Annotated in this window: 17 protein-coding genes and 1 pseudogene; 9 read left to right on the top strand and 9 right to left on the bottom strand. The window is 62.2% G+C overall.

The genetic code is table 11. The features are described from left to right. A pseudogene (locus JWP26_RS20515) lies at positions 1-209 on the top strand (glycerol-3-phosphate ABC transporter ATP-binding protein); the annotation flags it as partial. On the opposite strand, the gene JWP26_RS20510 reads toward JWP26_RS20515, so the two are convergent. Further along, positions 206-817, bottom strand: a complete 612-nt coding sequence (locus JWP26_RS20510; RefSeq protein ID WP_299732292.1) for a LysE family translocator — start codon at positions 815-817, stop codon at positions 206-208. The pseudogene JWP26_RS20515 and the gene JWP26_RS20510 sit on opposite strands and share 4 nt — an antisense overlap. Before the next feature lie 57 nt (positions 818-874). Next, positions 875-1813: a nucleoside hydrolase gene (locus JWP26_RS20505; protein ID WP_299732289.1), complete on the bottom strand. Its 939-nt coding sequence runs from the start codon at positions 1811-1813 to the stop codon at positions 875-877. Positions 1814-1938: 125 nt separating this feature from the next. Between JWP26_RS20505 and JWP26_RS20500 the strand changes: the two genes are divergently transcribed. From JWP26_RS20500 to glgX, 8 genes are all read left to right on the top strand, one after another. After that, complete coding sequence (locus JWP26_RS20500) at positions 1939-3198, top strand: AI-2E family transporter (RefSeq protein WP_299732286.1); 1260 nt, start codon at positions 1939-1941, stop codon at positions 3196-3198. A 78-nt stretch (positions 3199-3276) separates the two neighbouring features. Further along, entirely contained in the window at positions 3277-5133 is a 1857-nt protein-coding gene (locus JWP26_RS20495) for a monovalent cation:proton antiporter-2 (CPA2) family protein (protein WP_299732284.1), read from the top strand. Positions 5134-5229: 96 nt separating this feature from the next. Beyond that, positions 5230-7704 carry a glycogen/starch/alpha-glucan phosphorylase gene (locus tag JWP26_RS20490; RefSeq protein WP_299732282.1) on the top strand — a complete coding sequence of 825 codons (2475 nt, stop codon included), beginning with the start codon at positions 5230-5232 and terminating at the stop codon, positions 7702-7704. Between the two features lie 103 nt (positions 7705-7807). Next, on the top strand, positions 7808-10003 hold the full coding sequence (gene glgB, locus JWP26_RS20485) for a 1,4-alpha-glucan branching protein GlgB (RefSeq protein WP_299732280.1): 2196 nt from the start codon (positions 7808-7810) through the stop codon (positions 10001-10003). Positions 10004-10057: 54 nt separating this feature from the next. Next, the gene (gene glgC / locus JWP26_RS20480; RefSeq protein ID WP_299732277.1) at positions 10058-11329 is read left to right on the top strand and encodes a glucose-1-phosphate adenylyltransferase; all 1272 of its coding nucleotides are present in this window, start codon (positions 10058-10060) and stop codon (positions 11327-11329) included. Beyond that, the gene (gene glgA, locus JWP26_RS20475) at positions 11329-12789 is read left to right on the top strand and encodes a glycogen synthase GlgA (protein ID WP_299732294.1); all 1461 of its coding nucleotides are present in this window, start codon (positions 11329-11331) and stop codon (positions 12787-12789) included. Before glgC ends, glgA begins: the two co-directional genes overlap by 1 nt. Then, the gene (locus JWP26_RS20470; protein WP_299732274.1) at positions 12770-14404 is read left to right on the top strand and encodes an alpha-D-glucose phosphate-specific phosphoglucomutase; all 1635 of its coding nucleotides are present in this window, start codon (positions 12770-12772) and stop codon (positions 14402-14404) included. Before glgA ends, JWP26_RS20470 begins: the two co-directional genes overlap by 20 nt. A 13-nt stretch (positions 14405-14417) precedes the next feature. Continuing rightward, positions 14418-16421 (top strand): glycogen debranching protein GlgX, encoded by a 2004-nt coding sequence (glgX, locus tag JWP26_RS20465; RefSeq protein WP_299732271.1) that lies wholly within the window; start codon positions 14418-14420, stop codon positions 16419-16421. 21 nt (positions 16422-16442) lie between these two features. Here glgX and ureG read toward each other — a convergent pair whose 3' ends face one another. The 7 genes from ureG to JWP26_RS20430 all read right to left on the bottom strand — a co-directional run bounded on the left by ureG (position 16443) and on the right by JWP26_RS20430 (position 20138). Further along, entirely contained in the window at positions 16443-17075 is a 633-nt protein-coding gene (ureG, locus tag JWP26_RS20460; protein WP_299732268.1) for an urease accessory protein UreG, read from the bottom strand. Beyond that, positions 17072-17503, bottom strand: coding sequence for a DUF3995 domain-containing protein (locus JWP26_RS20455; protein WP_299732265.1), 432 nt, complete (start codon positions 17501-17503; stop codon positions 17072-17074). Before JWP26_RS20455 ends, ureG begins: the two co-directional genes overlap by 4 nt. Beyond that, positions 17500-18162: an urease accessory protein UreF gene (locus JWP26_RS20450; RefSeq protein WP_299732262.1), complete on the bottom strand. Its 663-nt coding sequence runs from the start codon at positions 18160-18162 to the stop codon at positions 17500-17502. The genes JWP26_RS20455 and JWP26_RS20450 overlap by 4 nt, the downstream gene beginning before the upstream one ends. Further along, complete coding sequence (locus JWP26_RS20445; protein WP_299732259.1) at positions 18159-18623, bottom strand: urease accessory protein UreE; 465 nt, start codon at positions 18621-18623, stop codon at positions 18159-18161. Before JWP26_RS20445 ends, JWP26_RS20450 begins: the two co-directional genes overlap by 4 nt. A gap of 16 nt (positions 18624-18639) precedes the next feature. Continuing rightward, entirely contained in the window at positions 18640-19227 is a 588-nt protein-coding gene (locus JWP26_RS20440; protein WP_299732257.1) for a hypothetical protein, read from the bottom strand. A 3-nt stretch (positions 19228-19230) separates the two neighbouring features. Beyond that, positions 19231-19614 carry an MliC family protein gene (locus tag JWP26_RS20435; RefSeq protein ID WP_299732255.1) on the bottom strand — a complete coding sequence of 128 codons (384 nt, stop codon included), beginning with the start codon at positions 19612-19614 and terminating at the stop codon, positions 19231-19233. A gap of 68 nt (positions 19615-19682) precedes the next feature. Beyond that, positions 19683-20138, bottom strand: coding sequence for a DUF4126 family protein (locus tag JWP26_RS20430; RefSeq protein WP_299732252.1), 456 nt, complete (start codon positions 20136-20138; stop codon positions 19683-19685). Between the last annotated feature and the right edge of the window lie 373 nt (positions 20139-20511).

Raw genomic sequence — 20511 nt, 5'->3', positions numbered from 1 at the left:
TCGTGCCGCTGGAGCAGGCGAGCCTGCGGCTGCCGGTGGCGGGGGTGGAGTCGACAGGGTCGATGACCTATGTGACGACCGCGACCACGCCGGAACTCACCGTGGTCGAGACCGGCCGCACGGCGGCCAAGGCTGGTGACAATGTCGGCGTACGGATCGAGCCCACGAACGTGCACCTGTTCGATCGGCAGACCGAGAAGGCGATTTAGTGCTGCCAGACGACGAGGCCGGCGGCCGTGGCCATCATGGCGCCGGCGGTCTTGTTGAGACGGCCCAGCGCCTTGGGGCTGCGGAACATTTCGCGGGCGGCGGAGGCCAACCAGGCATAGCCGCAGCCGATGATGAGTAGCACCACGACCACGATGAAAGTTAGTTCCGCGAAGGCGACCGGGTTCATCTGGTCGAGCGGGATCACCGTGGGCAGGATGGCCAGGTAAAAGACGATGGTCTTGGGATTGCCCATGGTCAGCGAGAAACCGGCGAGGAAGGTTTTCAGCGGGCTCTCGCTCTTGGGCTTCATCTGTTCCGCGCCGGGGCGTGCGGTCCAGAATTTATAAGCGACATAGAGCAGGTACGCGGCGCCGGCCCAGCGGATAACGACGAAGATCGGCCCGAAATAGTGGGCGACGGCCGCAAGCCCGAAGACCGCAAAAACGAAATACACCAGATCGCCCGCCAGGATGCCGAGCACCATGGGGAAGGCGCCGCGAAAGCCGCCGCCCAAGGCGCGCGCCACCACGGCAGCGACGCCGGGGCCGGGCACCAGCACGGCGATGGCATAAGCGATGGTGAAGGTCAGAAGCGTGAAGATATCCATGATGGGCCCGCCAGATTGGAGGCGGACCCTAACGCTGGTCGGTCAGCTTCGCAATCGTTACGGCAGCAGCGCGAGGCGTTCCAGCAGGAGCGCGTAGAAGCCAGCCGCGTTGCCATTGCGCATGTAGTTCACGTTCCGGGGCTTATCGGTGACGTGCCAGTAATCGGCCACGGTCATGCCGACGGTCAGCTCGCTGGCGGTCTCGATGGAGACGTTGCAGAGGCGGCCGGTGAACAGTTCGGGGCGCAGCAGGTAGGCGATGACAGTGGGGTCGTGCAGCGGGGCGCCGTCCCAGCCATATTTTTTCAGGTCAAAGCTCTCCGAGAAGCTGAGCATTTCGTAGACCGCGGTGCCGCTCTTGTTGCCGATGGCGCGGATGGCGTTGAGCCGTTCGGGCGTCGACTGGATTTGATGCGTCACGTCGAGCGTCATCATGGTGATCGGCGCGCCGCAGCGCATCACCAAGTCGGCGGCCTCCGGATCGACATAGATGTTGAATTCAGCGGCCGGGGTGATGTTGCCGGCCTCGAAATAGCCGCCGCCCATCATGACGATCTCGGCGATGCGGTCGGCAATGGCCGGCTGCTTGACCAGCGCCATGCCGATATTGGTCAGCGGTCCCAGCGTGCAGAGCGTGATGCTCTTGGGTTCGGCGGCCATCAGCGTGTCGATGATGTAGTCGACGCCGTGCTGGGCCTGAAGCGGGGTCTTTGGAGCCGGCAGGTCGGGGCCGTTGAGGCCGGTATCGCCATGCACATGCTCGGCGGTCACCAGCGTGCGGCGCATCGGGCGGGCACAACCGGCATAGACCGGGACATCGGCACGGCCGGCAAGCTCGGCGATCTTGAGGGCATTGTTGGCGTTGTGGTGCAGGCCCACATTGCCCGCCACGGCCACGATGCCCAGCACTTCAAGCTCGGGTGAGGCCAGCGCGAGCAGGATGGCGACGGCATCGTCCTGGCCAGGATCGGTGTCGATGATAATTTTGCGGGGCATGAGAAGGCCTTAGCTCCAAAGGTTGAATCGCCGCGATGATAGCTGGCGCCGACAAGGCGGTCGACCGGAACGTTTGGACTGCGCCGCCGTTGTGCGCACGGGCATAAAATATCGAGAGACAACAGATGGCACGCGCGTCGAGCAGCAAGGTCGACCAGGAGCTGTCGGAGAGCCAGTTCGAGCGCATTTTGCGCAATGCCGGCAGTGTTGCGCTAGTGTTCCTGGGCTTCATGGTGCTGGTGGTTGCGTTGCAGGTTGGGCAGGTGTTCCTCGCCCCGGTTTTCCTCGCCATCGTCATCGGCTTGATGTTCGGCCCGGTTGCCGATCGGGTAGAGCGGTTCGGCGTGCCACCGGCGCTATCCTCCGCCGTGGTGGTACTGCTGCTGATTGCCGTCATCCTGGTGGGCATGGCGCTGTTTGCCGTGCCGCTGTCGGAATGGGTCGCCAAGGGCCCGATGATCTGGCAGAAATTGCAGGCGGAACTGGCCAATTTCAAAGAGCCGCTGGCCGCCATCGGCTCGTTCCAGGAGCAGTTGGGGTCGGTCTTCGGGCGATCCAGCGCGATGAGCGTGACGGTGGACAATGGAGGCGGCGCCGTTACCAGCATTGCGCTGCTTGCCCCAGCAATTCTGGCTCAAATGCTGATCTTCCTCGCCAGTCTCTACTTTTTCGTGGCGACGCGCGACCATATCCGTCTGTCGGTTTTGTCGCTCTGCGTCAGCCGCCGGATGCGCTGGCGTACGGCGCATGTGTTTCGCGATGTCGAACAGAAGGTGTCGCGGTTCCTGCTGTCGATCACGTTGATCAACATGTGCGTCGGCGCTGCGGTGACGCTGGTCATGTGGGCCATCGGCATGCCTTCACCACTGCTGTGGGGCGCGATGGCGGCGGTGCTGAACTATATTCCCTATGTGGGGCAGGGTGTCATGATCCTGGTGCTGGTATCGGTGGGTCTCGGGACCCAGACCGGGCTGGAACATATCCTGCTACCGGTGGCCTGTTATCTGGTGATTACCTTTTGCGAAGGGCAGGTGGTTACGCCTCATTTCATCGGTCGCACGATGACGCTCAATCCTTTCCTGATCTTCCTGTCCATTACTTTCTGGCTTTGGGCCTGGGGTCCGGTGGGGGGGCTCGTGGCTGTGCCATCGCTGTTGATCACCACGTCAATTATGGCGCATCTGTTGCCCAGCAAACCGCTGGAGCCAAGCCGGCGGGTGCGGCGCACGCGCAATATGACCGACCGCGACGAGTTGCTCGCCAATGCGGCCAAGGCCATTCGCGAACAGGCTGAAGCTGCCGCAACCCCGGCGGAAAAGCGCAAGGATGCCCGCCTTCAGCCACCCGAAGGTACGCTGCCGAGCGGGGTCGAAACGGCGACCTGAGGGACTGCCCTGCAGCCATGACGCTTGACGCCGTGGTGAGCAGGCGAAACACTTGCCGCTTAATGCAGGAGAGTGTTCGTGGCGGTTGAAGTAGTGGGGCATGCGGCAGAGGCGGCGAGCCATGGCATAGATTTGGTGCCGGTCGTGGTGCTGCTGGCGGCGGGCGTGATTGCCGTGCCGTTGTTCAAGCGGCTGGGGCTGGGCAGCGTGCTGGGCTATCTGGCCGCGGGCCTCCTGCTCGGACCATCCGGTCTCGGCCTCATCCATGATCCTGAATCTGTGCTGGCGGCGGCCGAACTTGGCGTCGTCATGTTCCTTTTTATCATCGGCCTCGAAATGGAGCCCGCGAAGTTGTGGGCGCTGCGCAAGCAGATTTTCGGGCTGGGGGTCATCCAGGTTGCCACGTGTGGCGCGCTGCTGACCGGGATTGGCGTGCTGCTGGGGTTTGCGCCGGTAGTGGCTTTCGTTTTCGGCATGGGGTTCGTTTTGACCTCGACGGCAATCGTCATGCAGATTCTGGGTGAACGGGGCGAGTTGTCGACCGATAGCGGGCAACGCATGGTGTCGATCCTGCTGCTGGAAGATCTCGCAATCGTGCCGCTCCTGGCCGTTATCGCCATCTTGGCGCCGACGGGTGAAGATGGCGGGCTATGGGCGCGCTTGACTAGTATCGCCATCGCGCTGGGTGCCGTGGCGCTGCTGATTTTCCTGGGGCGACGGATCATGAATCCGCTGTTCGCGCTGCTTGCCGCCAGCAAATTGCGCGAGGTGATGACAGCGGCGGCGCTTCTGGTAGTGCTGGGGGCGGCACTGCTGTTCCAGGTCAGCGGCTTGTCGATGGCGATGGGGGCATTCCTGGCGGGCGTGTTGCTGTCGACCTCGACGTTCCGTAACCAATTGGAGGCCGATGTCGAGCCGTTCCGTGGCATTCTGCTCGGGCTGTTTTTCCTCGCCGTGGGCATGTCGCTGGACCTGTCGGTTGTGGCCGGACACTGGGTCATCATCGCCATGAGCGTGGTCGCCTACATGCTGGTCAAGGCAGGCGCGATCTATGTCATTGCGCGGCTACTCAAGTCCAAGCATGCCGAAGCGCTGGAGCGCGCGGTGCTGATGTCGCAGGGCGGCGAATTCGCTTTCGTGCTCTATACAACCGCTGCGACGGCGGGGCTGATCGACGGGCCCACCAATGCGATCTTCACCGCTACCGTGATCGTCTCGATGGTCATTACCCCATTCGCCATTATTGGGCTGCGGTATGTGATGCCCAAGGCCAAGCAGTCGATGGAGGGCGTCGAGAAGGCCGACGGCCTCGATGCCCGCATTCTGTTGATCGGCTTCGGCCGTTTCGGGCAGATTGCCAGCCAGCCGCTGCTGGCGATGCGCCACACGGTGTCGATCATCGATAACGACACCGACATGATCCGGGTGGCCGCGCAACTAGGTTTCAAGATTTACTACGGCGACGGGACACGGCTGGACATTCTGCGGGCGGCGGGCGCGGAGACGGCCGACGTGGTGATGATCTGCGTCGATAACCGCGAATCCGCGATCCGCATCGCCGAATTGCTGCGGGACGAGTTCCCCCTGGTCAAGGTGATGGCGCGGGCGTTCGACCGTGGCCATGCCATCAAGCTGATCAATACCGGGGTCGAATATCAAATCCGCGAGGTTTTCGAATCATCGCTGGCATTCGGGCGGGCGGCGATCCGCATCCTTGGTGCCACCGACGAAGAGGCGGACGAAGTTCTGGAGGGCGTGCGCCAGCGCGACCGGCAGCGCTTCGACCTGCAACAGGCCGGCGGGCCCGCAATGGCGGGGCGGCATCTGCTGCTCAGCAATGCCGAGGATCAGGCTCGCGAGAGCGGCGTGGACATCGATCCCGAGGCGATCGAGGAAACAGTTTCCAAGACTACGCATCCGGTCGAACCGGCATAGAGCCATGCAAAATTCTGGGGGTTTCAACTGCCCAAATTAAGTGCAAGACTAAAGTCTCTAGAGGGGAATACATCGTCATGAAACCTGGATTGCGATATGCCGCAACAGCCGATCGTTTACGACGCCCCTACGCCGGAGCCACGTGCCACAACCGTTGAGGCCATCCAGGCCGAGATCCTAGAAAGACTGATTTATTCAGTCGGGAAAGACCCCATTGTCGCCCGCCCACATGACTGGCTCACCGCCACGATCATGGCTGTGCGTGACCGGGTCATGGACCGCTGGATGGAGTCCTCACGCGAGACGTGGCGGACCTCGCAGAAGCGCGTCTATTATCTCAGCCTCGAGTTCCTGATTGGTCGCCTGATGCGCGACGCGATGAGCAATGTTGGGCTGATCGAGCCGGTGCGCGATGCACTCAAGAACCTCAATGTCGATCTGGGCGACCTGATCAACCTGGAGCCCGATGCGGCTTTGGGCAATGGCGGTCTGGGGCGGCTGGCGGCGTGTTTCCTTGAGTCAATGTCGACGCTCAAAATTCCCGCCTACGGCTACGGCATTCGCTATGTGCACGGCCTATTCCGGCAGGAAATGAGCGAGGGCTGGCAGGTCGAACTGCCCGAAGAATGGCTCGCCCACGGCAATCCATGGGAATTCGAGCGGCGTGAAAGCGCCTACGAAGTCGGCTTCGGCGGCCATGTCGAGCCGGTGACCGATCCGGACGGCACGATCCGCCAGGAATGGCGGCCGAACGACCATGTGCTGGCGGTGGCTTTTGACACGCCAATCGTGGGTTGGCGCGGCGCGCGGGTGAATACGCTGCGGCTGTGGAGTGCGCAGCCGATCGATCCGATCCTGTTGGATAAGTTCAACTCGGGCGACCATATCGGGGCGCTGGAGGAAAGCTCACGGGCTGAAGCGATCACGCGGGTGCTGTATCCGGCCGACTCGACGGCGGCGGGCCAGGAATTGCGGCTGCGACAGGAGTTCTTCTTCTCGTCGGCATCGCTGCAGGACATCGTGCGCCGGCATTTGCAGCAATATGGCGATCTGGGTTCGCTGCCCGACAAGGTGGCAATCCATCTCAACGACACCCATCCGGCGATTTCGATCTGCGAGCTGATGCGCATCCTGGTCGATGACAATGGGCTGAAATGGGCCGAGGCCTGGAAGCTCAGCCGTGGGGTGTTCGGCTATACCAACCACACGCTGCTGCCCGAGGCGCTCGAAACCTGGCCGGTGGCCCTGCTGGAACGGCTGCTGCCGCGCCATATGCAGATCATCTACCAGATCAACGCCGACGTTTTGACCGAGGCGCGGGTGCGCGCCAAGTTCACCGACGCGCAGATCGCCAATGTGTCGCTGATCGATGAAGCAGGTGGCCGGCGCGTGCGCATGGGTCAACTGGCGTTTGTCGGCTCGCACTCGATCAACGGCGTTTCGGCGCTGCACACCGAGCTGATGAAAAAGACGGTGTTTTCGGACCTGCACAAGCTCTATCCGGATCGCATCAACAACAAGACCAACGGCATCACGCCACGGCGCTGGTTGATGCAGTGCAATCCGGGGCTGACCAAGCTCGTGATCGACCGCATCGGACCCGGATTCCTCGACGATATCGAGCTGCTCAGGGGGCTCGATGCGCATGCGGACGATCCCTCGTTCCAGGGGCAGTTCGCGGCCGTCAAGATGGGCAACAAACGCCGGTTGGCGCAGCTGATCAAGGATCGGCTGGGCATCGTGGTATCGCCGGACGCGATGTTCGACGTGCAGATCAAGCGCATCCACGAATACAAGCGACAGTTGCTGAACATTATCCAAGCTGTTGCTGCCTATGATGAAATTCGCGCGCATCCGGAACGCGAATGGGTTCCGCGCGTTAAGATTTTTGCTGGCAAGGCGGCTCCGGGCTACTGGAACGCCAAGCTCATCATCAAACTCATCAATGACGTGGCCAGGGTCATCAACAATGATCCTGCGGTGCGTGGCCTGCTCAAGGTGGTCTTCCTGCCCAACTACAATGTCAGCCTTGCCGAAGTGATCGTACCTGCCGCGGACCTGTCCGAGCAGATTTCGACGGCTGGCATGGAAGCCTCGGGCACCGGCAACATGAAGTTCATGGCCAATGGCGCGATCACCATCGGCACCATGGATGGTGCAAATGTGGAAATGCACAAGGAAGTGGGCGCGGACAATATCGTGATCTTCGGCCTGACGACCGACGAAGTGAACGAAAAGCGGGCCAAGAGCGAAGTGCCGCGGTCGGCTATCGACGTCTCGCCGCGCCTGAAGGAAGCGCTGGGGTCGATTTCATCGGGGGTGTTCTCGCCTGATGATCCGAACCGCTATCGCGACTTGATTGGCGCGCTCTACGACCATGACTGGTTCATGGTGGCGCGTGACTTCGACGCCTATGTCGAAGCGCAGGCGCAGGTGGATGCGATCTGGACCGACAAGCGGAAGTGGAACGCCATGGCGATCCGCAATACCGCCCATGTGGGGTTCTTCTCGTCTGACCGCACCATTCGGCAATATGCCGCTGACATCTGGGGCGTGACGGTGCCCGCATGACGAGTCGACTGGCGGTAACTGACCTCAAGATCAGGCCGGCGGAAAACGTAAGGTCACACGCGGCGCACTGGTGCGCTGCAACGGACCATAGGGGGACGGACGTTTGAGTAAGGAAATCTGGCAGGCCGACTCGGCAGAGGTGGAGGCAATCGTCGCCGGACGGCACGCCAATCCGTTCGGCTTCCTGGGGCTGCAGCAGGTCGGGACCGACTGGGTGCTGCGCGCGTTTATCCCGCATGCCGAACTGGTCGAAGCTTTTACGCTCGAGGGTACCGAGCTCGGTTTTTTGACACCACGGCATCCTGCTGGCTTTTTCGAAGGTAAGGTCAAGGTCGATAAGCGCCAGCCGATCCGCTATCGCGCCAAGAATGCCGGTGGCGAATGGGAGGTCTATGACGCCTATAGCTTCGGACCGGTGCTTGGGCCGATGGACGATTACTATATCGGCGAAGGCAGCCATTTGCGGCTGTTCGACAAGCTCGGCGCCCATGAGATGGAATTCGAGGGCATTCACGGCACGCATTTTGCGGTGTGGGCGCCCAATGCCAAGCGCGTCAGCGTGGTTGGCCCGTTCAACGAGTGGGACGGGCGGCGCAATCCGATGCGCAACCGGTTCGAGAACGGCATATGGGAAGTGTTCATCCCGGTGCTGGGAACGGGCACGCTGTATAAATTCGAGATCGTTGGGCCCGATGGCGTTGTGTTGCCGCTGAAGGCCGATCCGTTTGCGCGGCAATCGGAAATGCGGCCCAAGACGGCTTCGGTGGTGCCCGATCCGACGCCGTTCATGTGGACCGACCAGAAATATATCGAGGAACGCGCGACGCGCGATTGGCGCCGCACGCCGATGTCGATCTATGAGGTGCATCTCGGCTCATGGCGCCGGCGACCAGATGGCGGGTTTTTGACCTATGACCAGTTGGCCGAGCAGCTCGTGCCGTATGCGGCCGACATGGGTTACACCCATATCGAGCTGATGCCGATCACCGAGCATCCGTTCGATCCGAGCTGGGGTTATCAGCCGACCGGGCTTTATTCCCCCACCGCGCGGTTCGGCGATCCGGCGGCGTTTGCGCGCTTTGTCGATGCCGCGCATGAGGCAGGGTTGGGGATTATCCTTGACTGGGTGCCTGCGCATTTCCCGACCGACGAGTTCGGCTTGGCGCATTTCGATGGCACGGCGCTCTACGAGCACGCCGATCCGCGGCAGGGCTATCACCCTGACTGGAACACGGCGATCTACAATTTCGGCCGGCGCGAGGTCGTCAGCTTCCTCGTCAACAATGCGCTCTATTGGCTCGAGAAATTCCATATCGATGGGCTGCGAGTCGATGCGGTGGCGTCGATGCTGTATCTCGATTATTCGCGCCAGGCGGGGCAGTGGGTGCCCAACAAGCTGGGCGGTAACGAGAACCTGGAAGCCGTCGAGTTCATCCGCAAGGTGAATATCGAGGCCTACCGGCTGCATCCCGGCACGTTCATGATCGCTGAGGAATCCACCTCATGGCCCGGTGTCAGCCACCCCGCCTATACGGGCGGGCTGGGCTTCGGGTTCAAGTGGAACATGGGCTTTATGAACGACACGCTGCGGTTCATGAGCCGTGAGGCGGTGCATCGCAAATACCACCACAATGACATGACCTTCGGCATGGTCTACGCGTTCTCCGAGAATTTTGTGCTGCCGCTGAGCCATGACGAAGTGGTGCATGGCAAGGGCTCGCTGATCGAGAAAATGCCGGGCGATGACTGGCAGCAATTCGCCAATCTGCGGGCGTACTACGCCTTCATGTGGGGCCATCCCGGCAAGAAGCTGCTGTTCATGGGCCAGGAATTCGCCCAACGCGAAGAATGGGCCGAGAGCAAGTCGCTGGACTGGTGGCTGCTCGATGCGGGCATGCATGAAGGCATGCGCCGGCTGGTGACGGATTTGAACACCGCCTATCGCCAGTTGCCGGCGCTGCATGAGCGCGATTGCGAGCCGGACGGGTTCGAGTGGATCATCGGTAATGACTATGCCAATTCGGTGTTTGCCTGGGTGCGCAAGGCGCCGGGGGCCGATCCGGTGCTGGTGGTTTCCAATTTCACCCCGGTGCCGCGCGAGAATTACCGCATCCCGATGCCGGTCGCTGGCAAGTGGGTGGAGCGGATCAATACCGATGCCGGCTGGTACGCGGGCAGCAATACGGGCAATCAGGGCGCGGTCATAGCCAAGCCCGTCACGGGCCAGCATTGGCCGGCGGAGGCGGAACTTTACCTGCCGCCGCTATCGACACTATTCCTGAAATTCGAGCCGGAATAAGCCGGTTTCATTGCGATACGTCTCGGACCAATCCGGGCATTTGTGGAGGGTAAAATGGCAGACTATCGAGTTCCTTCACCGCTGGCACGCGAGGCCATGGCCTATGTGCTCGCCGGTGGCCGCGGTACGCGGCTGATGGAATTGACGGACCGGCGCGCGAAACCCGCCGTATATTTCGGCGGCAAGTCGCGCATCATCGATTTTGCGCTCTCCAATGCCATCAATTCGGGCATTCGCCGAATTTCGGTCGCCACGCAGTATCAGGCTCATAGCCTGATCCGGCATCTAGGACGCGGCTGGAACTTCCTGCGGCCGGAGCGGAACGAAAGCTTCGACGTGCTCCCCGCCAGCCAGCGCGTGGCCGAGGACATGTGGTACGCCGGCACCGCCGACGCCGTGTACCAGAACATGGACATCATCGAGGATTACGGCGCCCGCTACATCGTCATCCTGGCCGGCGACCACATCTACAAGATGGACTACGAAATCATGCTGCGCCAGCATGTGGACACCGGCGCGGACGTGACCATCGGGTGCCTGGAAGTGCCGCGCATGGAAGCCGCCGGCTTCGGCGTGATGGCCGTCGACGGACGCGACCGCGTGGTCGATTTCGTGGAAAAGCCCAAGGACCCGCCGGGCATTCCCGACAATCCGAACATGGCGCTGGCGTCGATGGGCATCTATGTGTTTGAGACGCGGTTCCTGATGGAACAGTTGCGCCGCGATGCCGCGACCGAAGGCTCCAGCCGCGATTTCGGCAAGGACATCATCCCCTATATCGTCAAGAACGGCACCGCCTGGGCGCATCGCTTCAACCGCTCCTGCGTGCGCTCGTCCAAGGAAGATGTCAGCTATTGGCGGGACGTGGGCACGATCGACGCTTATTGGAAGGCCTCGATCGATCTGACCGATATCCAGCCGCAGTTGGACCTCTACGACCGTGACTGGCCGATCTGGACCTATGCGGAGATCACCCCGCCAGCCAAGTTCGTGCATGACTTCGACGGTCGGCGCGGTGCGGCGGTCAATTCGCTGGTGTCGGGCGACTGCATCATTTCGGGCGGTTACCTGCAGAAGACGCTGCTATCGACCGGCTCAAGGGTACATTCATATTCCGAGCTCAACGAGGCGGTGGTGCTGCCCTATTGCGATATCGGGCGCAGTGCGCGGCTGACCAAGGTGGTGATCGACCGCGGGGTGAACATCCCCGAGGGGCTGGTGGTGGGCGAGGACCCCGAATTCGACGCCAAATGGTTCCGGCGCAGCGAAGAAGGGGTGACGCTGATCACCCAGGCGATGATTGACAAGTACTTGGCGAGCCGATGATCGAAGTCCTCTCCGTTGCGGCCGAAGTCTATCCGCTGATCAAGACCGGGGGGCTGGCCGACGTGGCCGGCGCCCTGCCTCTGGCGCTGGGCGACAAGGGCGTGACCCTGCGCACACTGCTGCCGGGTTATCCGGCGGTGATGAGCAAGATCGACGGCGGCCGGGTGGTCGCGGAAATCGACGACCTGTTCGGCGCCCCGGGCAAGCTGATCGCGGGCCGGTTCGCTGGGCTCGACCTGATCGTCATCGAGGCGCCACATCTCTATGACCGTCCGGGCAACCCCTATGTGGCGCCGGATGGCTGGGACTGGCCGGACAACTGGAAGCGCTTTGCGGCGCTGAGCTGGGTGGCGGCAGAACTGGCCTGGGGGCTGGTCGACGGCTATCGCCCGCAGGTGATCCACTGCCACGACTGGCAGGCGGGGCTGGTGCCAGCCTATATCAAATACGGCACGCCCTCGGGCATCAAGACGATCATGACTGTCCACAACATGGCCTTCAAAGGCTTTTTCGGACGCGAAATCTTCGGGCAGCTGCGATTGCCGCCGCAGGCATTCGATGTCGGTGGCGTCGAATATTACGGCGGCATTTCGTATCTGAAATCGGGCATGGAATGCGCTGACTACGTCACCACGGTGAGCCCGAATTATGCCGACGAGATCCGCACGCCGGAGTTCGGCATGGGCCTGGAGGGCTTGCTCAACGGGCGCGCCGATACCGTGATCGGCATTCTCAACGGCATCGACACCGCCGCTTGGGACCCGATGACGGATGCGGCGCTGCCGCAAAAATACTCTGGCAATACTGTGCATCTGCGCCGGGCCAACAAGGCGCTGCTGGTGGAAAAGTTTGGCCTTGATGGCGAGGATGGTCCGCTATTCTGCGTCATCAGCCGGCTGACCGACCAGAAGGGCATGGACCTGCTGCTGCTGGCGCTGCGGGGCCTAATCGAACTCGGTGCGCGGCTGGTGGTGCTGGGCTCGGGCGAGGGGTATCTGGAAGACGGGTTCCGGCATGCCACCGGGCTTTATCCCGGCAAGGTCGGCATCATTACGCGCTATGACGAGGAACTGTCGCACCTTATCCAGGGCGGGTCGGATGCGATCCTGATCCCGTCGCGGTTCGAGCCGTGCGGGCTGACCCAACTTTATGGGCTGCGCTATGGTTGCGTGCCGGTCGTCAGCCGCATCGGCGGGCTGGCGGATACGGTGATCGACGCCAATCCGGCGGCGCTGGATGCGGGCGTGGCGACCGGCGTGATGTTCGACGCCAATAGCGCGCATGCGCTTTATGAGGCGATCCGCAAGACGGTTCGGCTCTACAATGACGACAAGACCTGGAAAAAAATTCAACGGCGGGGGATGAAGTCCGACGTGTCTTGGGAGGCAAGCGCTGGCCGCTATGCCGATCTCTACGCCACACTGACAGGGCTGAAATTAAATGACGATTCAAACGATTAACACGACGCCCTACGACGATCAGAAGCCGGGGACCTCGGGCCTGCGCAAGCGGGTGAAAGTCTACAGCCAAGAAAACTACGTCGAGAACTACCTGCAGGCGATCTTCGATAGCCTTGACGATTTCCAGGGCAAGACGCTGGTGATTGGCGGGGACGGTCGTTTCTACAATGATGTCGCCATCCAGACGGCGATCCGCATGGCAGCCGCCAATGGGTTCGGCAAGGTGATCGTGGGGCAGGAGGGACTGCTATCGACCCCGGCCGCGAGCCATCTGATTCGGCACTATAAGGCGTTTGGTGGGCTGGTGCTGTCAGCCAGCCATAATCCGGGCGGCCCGGACGGCGATTTCGGGATCAAGTACAATATCGGCAATGGCGGGCCGGCGCCCGAGAAGATCACCGACGCGGTCTTCGCGCGCACCAAGGTGATAGAGAGCTACAAAATCGCCAATGACCGCGATGTCGAGCTGGGGCGGCTGGGCATCCAGAATTCCGGCGGGATGGTCGTCGAGGTCATCGATCCGGTCGCCGACTACGCCGCATTGATGGAAACGCTGTTTGATTTTCCGGCCATCGAAGCGCTATTCGCCTCTGGCTTCCGCATGACGTTCGACGCCATGCACGCGATCACCGGGCCGTACGCGCATGCCATTCTGGAGCGCCGGCTTGGCGCACCGGCGGGGACGGTTATCAACGGCAAGCCGCTGCCCGATTTTGGCGGCGGGCATCCCGATCCCAACCTGGTCTATTGCAAGGACATGTTCGACCTGCTGATGACCCCGGAGGGCCCCGATTTCGGGGCGGCTTCGGACGGCGACGGCGATCGTAACCTCATCATCGGCAAGAACCGCTTCGTGACGCCATCGGACTCGCTGGCGCTGCTGGCGGCCAATGCGCATCTGGCGCCCGGCTACAAGGATGGCATTGCGGGCATTGCGCGCTCGATGCCGACCAGTGCGGCGGCGGATCGTGTGGCGGAAAAGCTCGGCATCGAAATGCATGAGACGCCCACGGGCTGGAAGTTCTTTGGCAACCTGCTCGACGCAGGCCGGGTGACGATCTGCGGCGAGGAGAGCGCCGGCACAGGTTCGAACCATGTTCGCGAAAAGGACGGGCTGTGGGCGGTGCTGCTCTGGCTCAATATCATTGCCGCGCGCAAGCAGAGCGTCGATGAGATTGTGCGCGACCATTGGGCCACCTATGGCCGCAATTATTATACGCGGCACGACTATGAAGAAGTCGACGCGGGCATTGCCAATACGCTGGTGGATGACCTGCGCGCCAAGCTGCCAGGCCTCGTGGGCCAAAACTTTGGCGATGACCTGCAGGTCGCCTATGCGGACGACTTCACCTATCACGATCCGGTCGATGGCTCGACCAGCGCCAAGCAGGGCATTCGCATCGGTTTCACCGATGGCTCGCGCGTCGTGTTGCGCCTGAGTGGAACCGGCACGGTCGGGGCAACGTTGCGGCTGTATCTCGAAAATTATGAGGCAGCCGATGGACGACACGATCTTGAGACCCAATTCGCCCTCGAGCCCCTCGCCAAACTCGCCGACGAGCTCTCCGGACTTAAACAGCGAACAGGCCGTCAGGAACCCAGTGTCATCACCTAATGTCGGCAATCTGATGAAACCCAGTTTGGTCCCCGGCGCGGGCAGCATCGAAAAACTCGGCGCGACTATCGTCGATCAGGGCGTGAATTTCGCCGTCTATTCGGAGTCGGCAACCAACATCTGGGTCTCGATCTACGACGAGCAGGACCAGGAGACTGATCGGTTCGAACTCGACGTGCATCAGGACAATATTCGTGCCGGACTGGTCGCAGGGCTGGGCGCTGGCGCGCGCTATGGCTTGCGGGCGGATGGCGAGTACAATCCATCGCAGGGGTATTTCTTCGATCCTGCCAAACTTCTGGTGGATCCCTATGCACGGCGGCTGGACCGGGTATTCGTGCGCTCGCCGCGGTTGCGGCTGCATCGTGACCTGTCCGAAGATACGGCGCCGCTGATCCCCAAGGCGGTTGTGGTGGGTGATGGCAATGAGTCCATCATGCCGCGCAATCGTGCGCCCAAGCTGATGTATGAGCTCAATGTGCGTGGCTTCACCATGCGCCATCCGAGCGTGCAGGGGCCGTTGCGCGGCACTGTGGCGGCCTTGACGACGCGGCGGGTGATCGACCATTTCAAATATCTGGGCGTCGATACGGTCGAACTGATGCCGATCGCGGCCTGGATCGATGACGGGCATCTGCCCAGCCTGGGGCTGACCAATGCCTGGGGCTATAATCCGGTCAGCTATTTCGCGCCCGACCCGCGGCTGATGCCGCGCGGGCCGCAGGAATTGCGGAACATGACCGATTTGTACCGCAAGAACGGCATCTCGGTGATCCTCGACGTGGTCTATAACCACACCGGCGAGGGCGACGAAAACGGTCCGATGCTCTCGCTGATGGGGCTGGATGCCAAGACCTATTATCGCTTCGTCGAAGTCGACGGACAGCAGCATCTGGTCAACGATACCGGCACTGGCAATACGCTGCGCTGCGATCATCCGGCGACACAGCGGCTGGTGATCGAAAGCCTGCGCTATTGGGTCGAGGAAATGGGCGTATCGGGCTTCCGCTTCGATCTGGCGCCGGTTTTGGGGCGCGAGCCGGGGTTCAATCCGAATGCCGAGCTGTTGCAGAAGATCAAGGCCGATCCGGTGCTGAGCAAGGCGATCCTCGTCGCCGAACCTTGGGATCCGGGCCCGGGCGGCTATCAGCTCGGGCAGTTCGGCAAGGAATTCCGCGAGTGGAACGACACCTATCGCGATGAAGTGCGCAGCTTCTGGCGCGGCGATGACGGCAAGATCGGCGCACTCGCTGGCAAGGTCGCCGGCTCTGCCGAGATTTTCAACTTTGCCGGGCGCAAGCCGACGAGCGGTGTGAACCTGTTGGCGGTGCATGACGGTTTCACGCTGCGGGATCTCGTCAGCTACAATGACAAGCACAATGAGGCCAATGGCGAAGGCAATCGCGACGGGCACAGCAATAATTCCTCGTGGAATTGCGGTGTCGAAGGCGAGACCGACGACGAAGCCGTCAATGCGGCGCGCAAGCGTGATGTGCGGGCACTCCTGGCCACGCTATTCCTGTCGCGCGGCATGCCGTTGATCCAGCAGGGCGACGAAATGTACCGAACGCAGGGCGGCAATAACAATGCCTATGCGCAGGACAATGAAATCACCTGGGTCGATTGGGAAACCAATGACGGCGATCTGGTCGATTTTGTCGCGGCCGCCCAGCGGTTCCGGCGCAGCCATCCGGCGCTGACGCATGAGCATTTCCTGACCGGGGCCGCCGACAAGGCGGGTATCCGCGACGTGGTGTGGCTGCATCCGGATGGACGCGAAATGTCCGAAGGCGACTGGCAGGAGTCGGGCGCTTCGGTCCTCGGAATGCAATTGCGGACTAAAGACGATGAAGTGCTGGTGTGGTTCAATCGCCGCACCGAGCCGGTGGTGGCGAGATTGCCCGAAGGCGATTGGGTGGTCGGGATCGAATCCGACGACCAGGCCGATGTGGCGTTCTCCGAAGGCACCGTTACACTGACGCCGCGCTCGGTCGTGGCCTTGGTGCGCGACCAATAGGTTCCAGGCAGGGCGCCCCGCTTATTCGGCGGCGACGGCGTCCTGCAAACCGCCGGCATGCTCGATATAGGCGATGATCTCGTCGAGCGCTTCGCGGCGGAGCAGGTCGGTGAAGATATAGGGGCGGCCCTCGCGCACCTTCTGCGTGTCGCTTTCCATCACCTCAAGGCTCGCGCCCACATAGGGGGCGAGATCGGTGTGGGTGATGACCAGCAGGTCGGAGCGCGAAATGGCGGGGCCGCCCTTGCGGGGGATTTTTTCGCCCTGCGCTACCGAGATGACGTAGATCGTCAGGTCGGCCAGATCGGGCGAGAAGGTCGCGGCCAGGTTATCGCCGCCGCTTTCGATCAGGATGATGTCGAGATCGGGGAACTTGCGGTTCAGATCGGCGATGGCGGCGAGGTTGAGCGAGGCGTCTTCGCGGATCGCGGTGTGCGGGCAGCCGCCGGTTTCGACGCCGACGATGCGGTCTTCGGAAATGGCTTGGGCACGGGCTAGGATCAGCGCGTCTTCCTGGGTGTAGATGTCATTGGTGACGACGGCCATGGAATAGCGGTCGCGCATCGCCTTGAGCAGCATTTCGCAGAGCGTGGTTTTTCCGGAACCCACTGGGCCGCCGATGCCAATGCGCAATGGACCGTTGAGCGACTTCATACCAACCTCATCACGACGAGAACCAGAAAGCCGGCGCCGAGCGCCAGGCATAGCGGCGAGTATACACGCCGGTCGTTGAGGCGGAAGTTCGGTTCGGGGGTTTTGGCCTGGAACCAGGCGGTGTAGCCCGCAATGCCGCGGGCCAGGAAAATGGCCGCAAAAGGGACGCCGAGCAGCGTCATGCCCATGCCGCCGCTATCGTGATCGGCGAGGGCCAGCGCGGTCACGCCGGAGATGAGTGTGAAGACGGCGACGCCGAATGAGGCCAGTTTGGGTGGCATACGCTGGATATTGCGGGTGCCAACGACGGTCTGGGCCAGCAGCTTTTCCTCGCGGATCGGCCAGGTACGACCGATCGACCAGAGCAGGTGGGCAAAGCAAACCGCCAGCAGGGCGACGAACATGAAGGCGGCGATCAGCATGCTCATGAGCGGAATATTCTTGTCGTGAGGGTTTCGTGGCGCATCTGGGCGATGTCAGCGGCGTAGGCGATCGTGCCGATATCGTCCAGTGCGGCATGCTGGCACAGTTCGGCACGGGCGAGGATAACCGGTTCCAAGGCGGCCATGATGGCGAGGCCATCGGACTGGCCGATGGGCACAAGGCGGACGGCGACCGAGACCTGAGCATGGACAGTGGCGGTCAGGAACGCGACCAGCGTGGCGGCCAGGTCGATGCCATGGGCGGCGGCGATAGCGCCGACGGCGATGGGGTAGGGACAGGGCTGCGGCAGCGATGCATAGACCGGCGAGGGCCAGGCGCGGGCGGCGCTGGCAAAGGCGTCGCCGGTGATGGTGGTTTCGTCGTGGCGCTCGCGGGCCGGGGTGAGGGCGAGGCAGAGATCGGCGAGGTCGGACAGAGCGGCTGCATTGGTGGACGAGCGGTGAGCGTGGGCGAGCAGGATAGCGTCGGTGCGCAGGCCGCCATGGGCGAGATTGGCTTCGATCCATTCTTGCGTGGTGGTGCGGTCGTGAATGCGGCGATCGACGATGGCGGTTTCGAGCCCGGCAGACCAGGCGAAAGCGCCCACCGGGAAGGCGGGGGATAGCCAAGTCAGCAGCTTTTGCAGATCGCCTTGCTCAGTCATCGGGCGAGCAGCGCGTGGCCGGATTCGGCGTGGCTGTGATAGGCGCCGTGCTCGGCGAAGAAGGGCTCGGAGACGTTGGTGACGAGGGCGCCGAGGCCTTCGAGCATGGTCTTGAGCACATGATCGCGCTTGATCAAGATGCGGCTGGCTTCGAGCTGCGCCGAGGTGTGGCGATTGCCGATATGCCAGGCGAGACGGACCAGATGATCGGTGTCGAGGGCGCGGATTTCGTAGAGCAGTTCGGGGGCCGCGATGACTTCGACCAGGCGGCCGTCGTCGAGTTGGATGGCGCCCTGGTGGTCCAGCGTGATGGTCTGGGGGAAATCGAGCATGATTTCCTCGCCGTTCTGTAGCCGTAGCAGCTTGCGGCGAAGGCGGCGTTCGTCGTGTTCGAGGACGACACGGTCGAACGGGATGCCCTGGCCGTGCTCGGCGGGGAGGTGGGATACGGCACGCAGCATGAAGGGCTTTCCGGGGTCAGGTGACAGTGTTGAAGAGGCGCAGAATCCACGAACCCTGGTAGATCAGGTGGACGCTGACCAGCGCGAGGTGAAACCGCCTATCGGCGGTGCGGATGGCGATGGCGCAGAGGATCAGGCCAATCGGGACCTGGATGTAATATTCGAGGCCGAACTTGTCCCAATGGGCTTGGCCCTTGATCAGCGTATCGGTGGCGTCGAACAGGAAGTTGGCGGCGAACAGGCCAAAGAACCAGTTGCGGCGCTTCAGGAAGAAATCCTCGTAGCCATCATATTCCGAGATGTTGTCGGGGAACAGGATGGCCGCCTGCAGGAACAGCAGGATGGTGTAGGCGATGAGGAAGAAGAAAATGCCGAACGTCCAGTTGGTAAGCTGGAACAGGGCGAACTGCCACCACCAGAAGTGGATCAGCTCGATCAGCATCGAGCCGGCCCACAGCAGGTGAATGGCCGAGAGTTTCGCACGCTTGGGGTGTTGCACGAGCCCCGCAACGCCCATCAGCAGGCGCGTGATGCCGAGGCCGATGACCATGCCCATGACGATGCGAACATGGGGAAACAGCTCTGGAGCCGGCACAGTATCCATGGCCTAGGGTGTATTTATGATTTCGGAGCAGGTGGCGAGGGGCGGCGCATCCTGGGCGGCGGTGACATCGAGCAACGTGGCTTCAGGTCCCTTGGTGGCCCATTCATGGGTGCCCGAAACGTAGCGGGCACCGGAGCCGCTCAGCACGGTGGTGAAGATCAGCGTCTCGCCTTCAAAGGGCACGAGGGCGAGGAAATTCGAGCCGGCATTGATATAGACGACGCTGATCTGGCCGAAGTCGCCACAGTCATATTGGGTGGTTTTCTTCTCGACATCGCCGTCGAGGTTGAGCGTCACGCTGGACTGGACAGACTGAGCCAGGCTTGGCGCCGCCGAGGCGGCGAGCAACAGGACTGACAGAACGATACGGTCGAGACGAACGGTCATTTTCAACTCCGTGGCGCACCCTGCGCAGCCTGGTTAGGCGATGCGCAGGGCGGAAGTTTGGCCGCCGATCAAACCACGTAGTAGACGATCAGCAGGGCGGCGACGACGGCAACGACGTCCTCGACCAGGCCGGCCGGCAGGTCGCGGCCGAAGGCCTTGGCCAGCATCGAGCGCACTTCGGCGCCGCCCAGCGTGCCGAGCACGGCGCCGACGGCACCGATGATCAGCCCGATGATCCAATTGGCGGGGAACAGCAGGGCGCCGGCGATGGCGCCCATGACGACGCGGCCGCCGAATTGCATCGGCACCTTGCGACTGGGCGTCGATGGCAATTGGTCGCCGACCAGTTCAAGGATGGCGAGCAGAACCAGGATGATGACGGCCGGTAGCGAACCGAGGAAACTGTACCAGGTGCCGGTGAAATCGAGCCAGCCGAGATAAGCGCCAAGGCTGATGGCCGCGATTGGCGTGGCGGCGCGCAGGCCGGCGACGATGCCGATCAGCAAGACGAGAACGTAGATCATGATGAGTCCCCCAAAGACATTTGTGAAGCGAGCAAAGTCTAGCGTGGAAATCGGTGATTGTATCGATCGATATTTGAATGGACGCGCGGAAACGCCGCCCGGAATCGCCGGGCGGGTTCCTTGCCATTCGAGCGTAGCTCTCATGGCCTTCTCTCCTCAAATCGATCCACTGGATCGATTTGCCCGCAGAGCGGGACGGCTCGAAGACTGCGGCATGCGGCGAGACGTGCCTCATGGTTTTGTAGATAAGCGAGACAGCGCCTCGCCGCATGCGATGGGGTTTCTGGCCGCCCGAACGTGGCCTCCACTATTTCAGGAGACGAACGTCGCGCTGGCCCAGGGATCGCGCGACCGCATTCCCCTCCCACCAAAC

Source organism: Devosia sp. (assembly GCF_028290435.1).
Lineage (GTDB): Bacteria > Pseudomonadota > Alphaproteobacteria > Rhizobiales > Devosiaceae > Devosia.
The sequence above is the reverse complement of the archived record's forward strand: the minus strand, read 5'-3'. Positions and strand labels throughout refer to the sequence as shown.

Excerpts from the sequence above, each read along its gene's own strand:
- JWP26_RS20510 (WP_299732292.1), bottom strand. The coding sequence starts at position 817 with ATGGATATCTTCACGCTTCTGACCTTCACCATCGCTTATGCCATCGCC.
- JWP26_RS20505 (WP_299732289.1), bottom strand. The coding sequence starts at position 1,813 with ATGCCCCGCAAAATTATCATCGACACCGATCCTGGCCAGGACGATGCC.
- JWP26_RS20500 (WP_299732286.1), top strand. The coding sequence starts at position 1,939 with ATGGCACGCGCGTCGAGCAGCAAGGTCGACCAGGAGCTGTCGGAGAGC.
- JWP26_RS20490 (WP_299732282.1), top strand. The coding sequence starts at position 5,230 with ATGCCGCAACAGCCGATCGTTTACGACGCCCCTACGCCGGAGCCACGT.
- glgC (WP_299732277.1), top strand. The coding sequence starts at position 10,058 with ATGGCAGACTATCGAGTTCCTTCACCGCTGGCACGCGAGGCCATGGCC.
- JWP26_RS20470 (WP_299732274.1), top strand. The coding sequence starts at position 12,770 with ATGACGATTCAAACGATTAACACGACGCCCTACGACGATCAGAAGCCG.
- glgX (WP_299732271.1), top strand. The coding sequence starts at position 14,418 with ATGAAACCCAGTTTGGTCCCCGGCGCGGGCAGCATCGAAAAACTCGGC.
- ureG (WP_299732268.1), bottom strand. The coding sequence starts at position 17,075 with ATGAAGTCGCTCAACGGTCCATTGCGCATTGGCATCGGCGGCCCAGTG.
- JWP26_RS20455 (WP_299732265.1), bottom strand. The coding sequence starts at position 17,503 with ATGAGCATGCTGATCGCCGCCTTCATGTTCGTCGCCCTGCTGGCGGTT.
- JWP26_RS20450 (WP_299732262.1), bottom strand. The coding sequence starts at position 18,162 with ATGACTGAGCAAGGCGATCTGCAAAAGCTGCTGACTTGGCTATCCCCC.
- JWP26_RS20445 (WP_299732259.1), bottom strand. The coding sequence starts at position 18,623 with ATGCTGCGTGCCGTATCCCACCTCCCCGCCGAGCACGGCCAGGGCATC.
- JWP26_RS20440 (WP_299732257.1), bottom strand. The coding sequence starts at position 19,227 with ATGGATACTGTGCCGGCTCCAGAGCTGTTTCCCCATGTTCGCATCGTC.
- JWP26_RS20435 (WP_299732255.1), bottom strand. The coding sequence starts at position 19,614 with ATGACCGTTCGTCTCGACCGTATCGTTCTGTCAGTCCTGTTGCTCGCC.
- JWP26_RS20430 (WP_299732252.1), bottom strand. The coding sequence starts at position 20,138 with ATGATCTACGTTCTCGTCTTGCTGATCGGCATCGTCGCCGGCCTGCGC.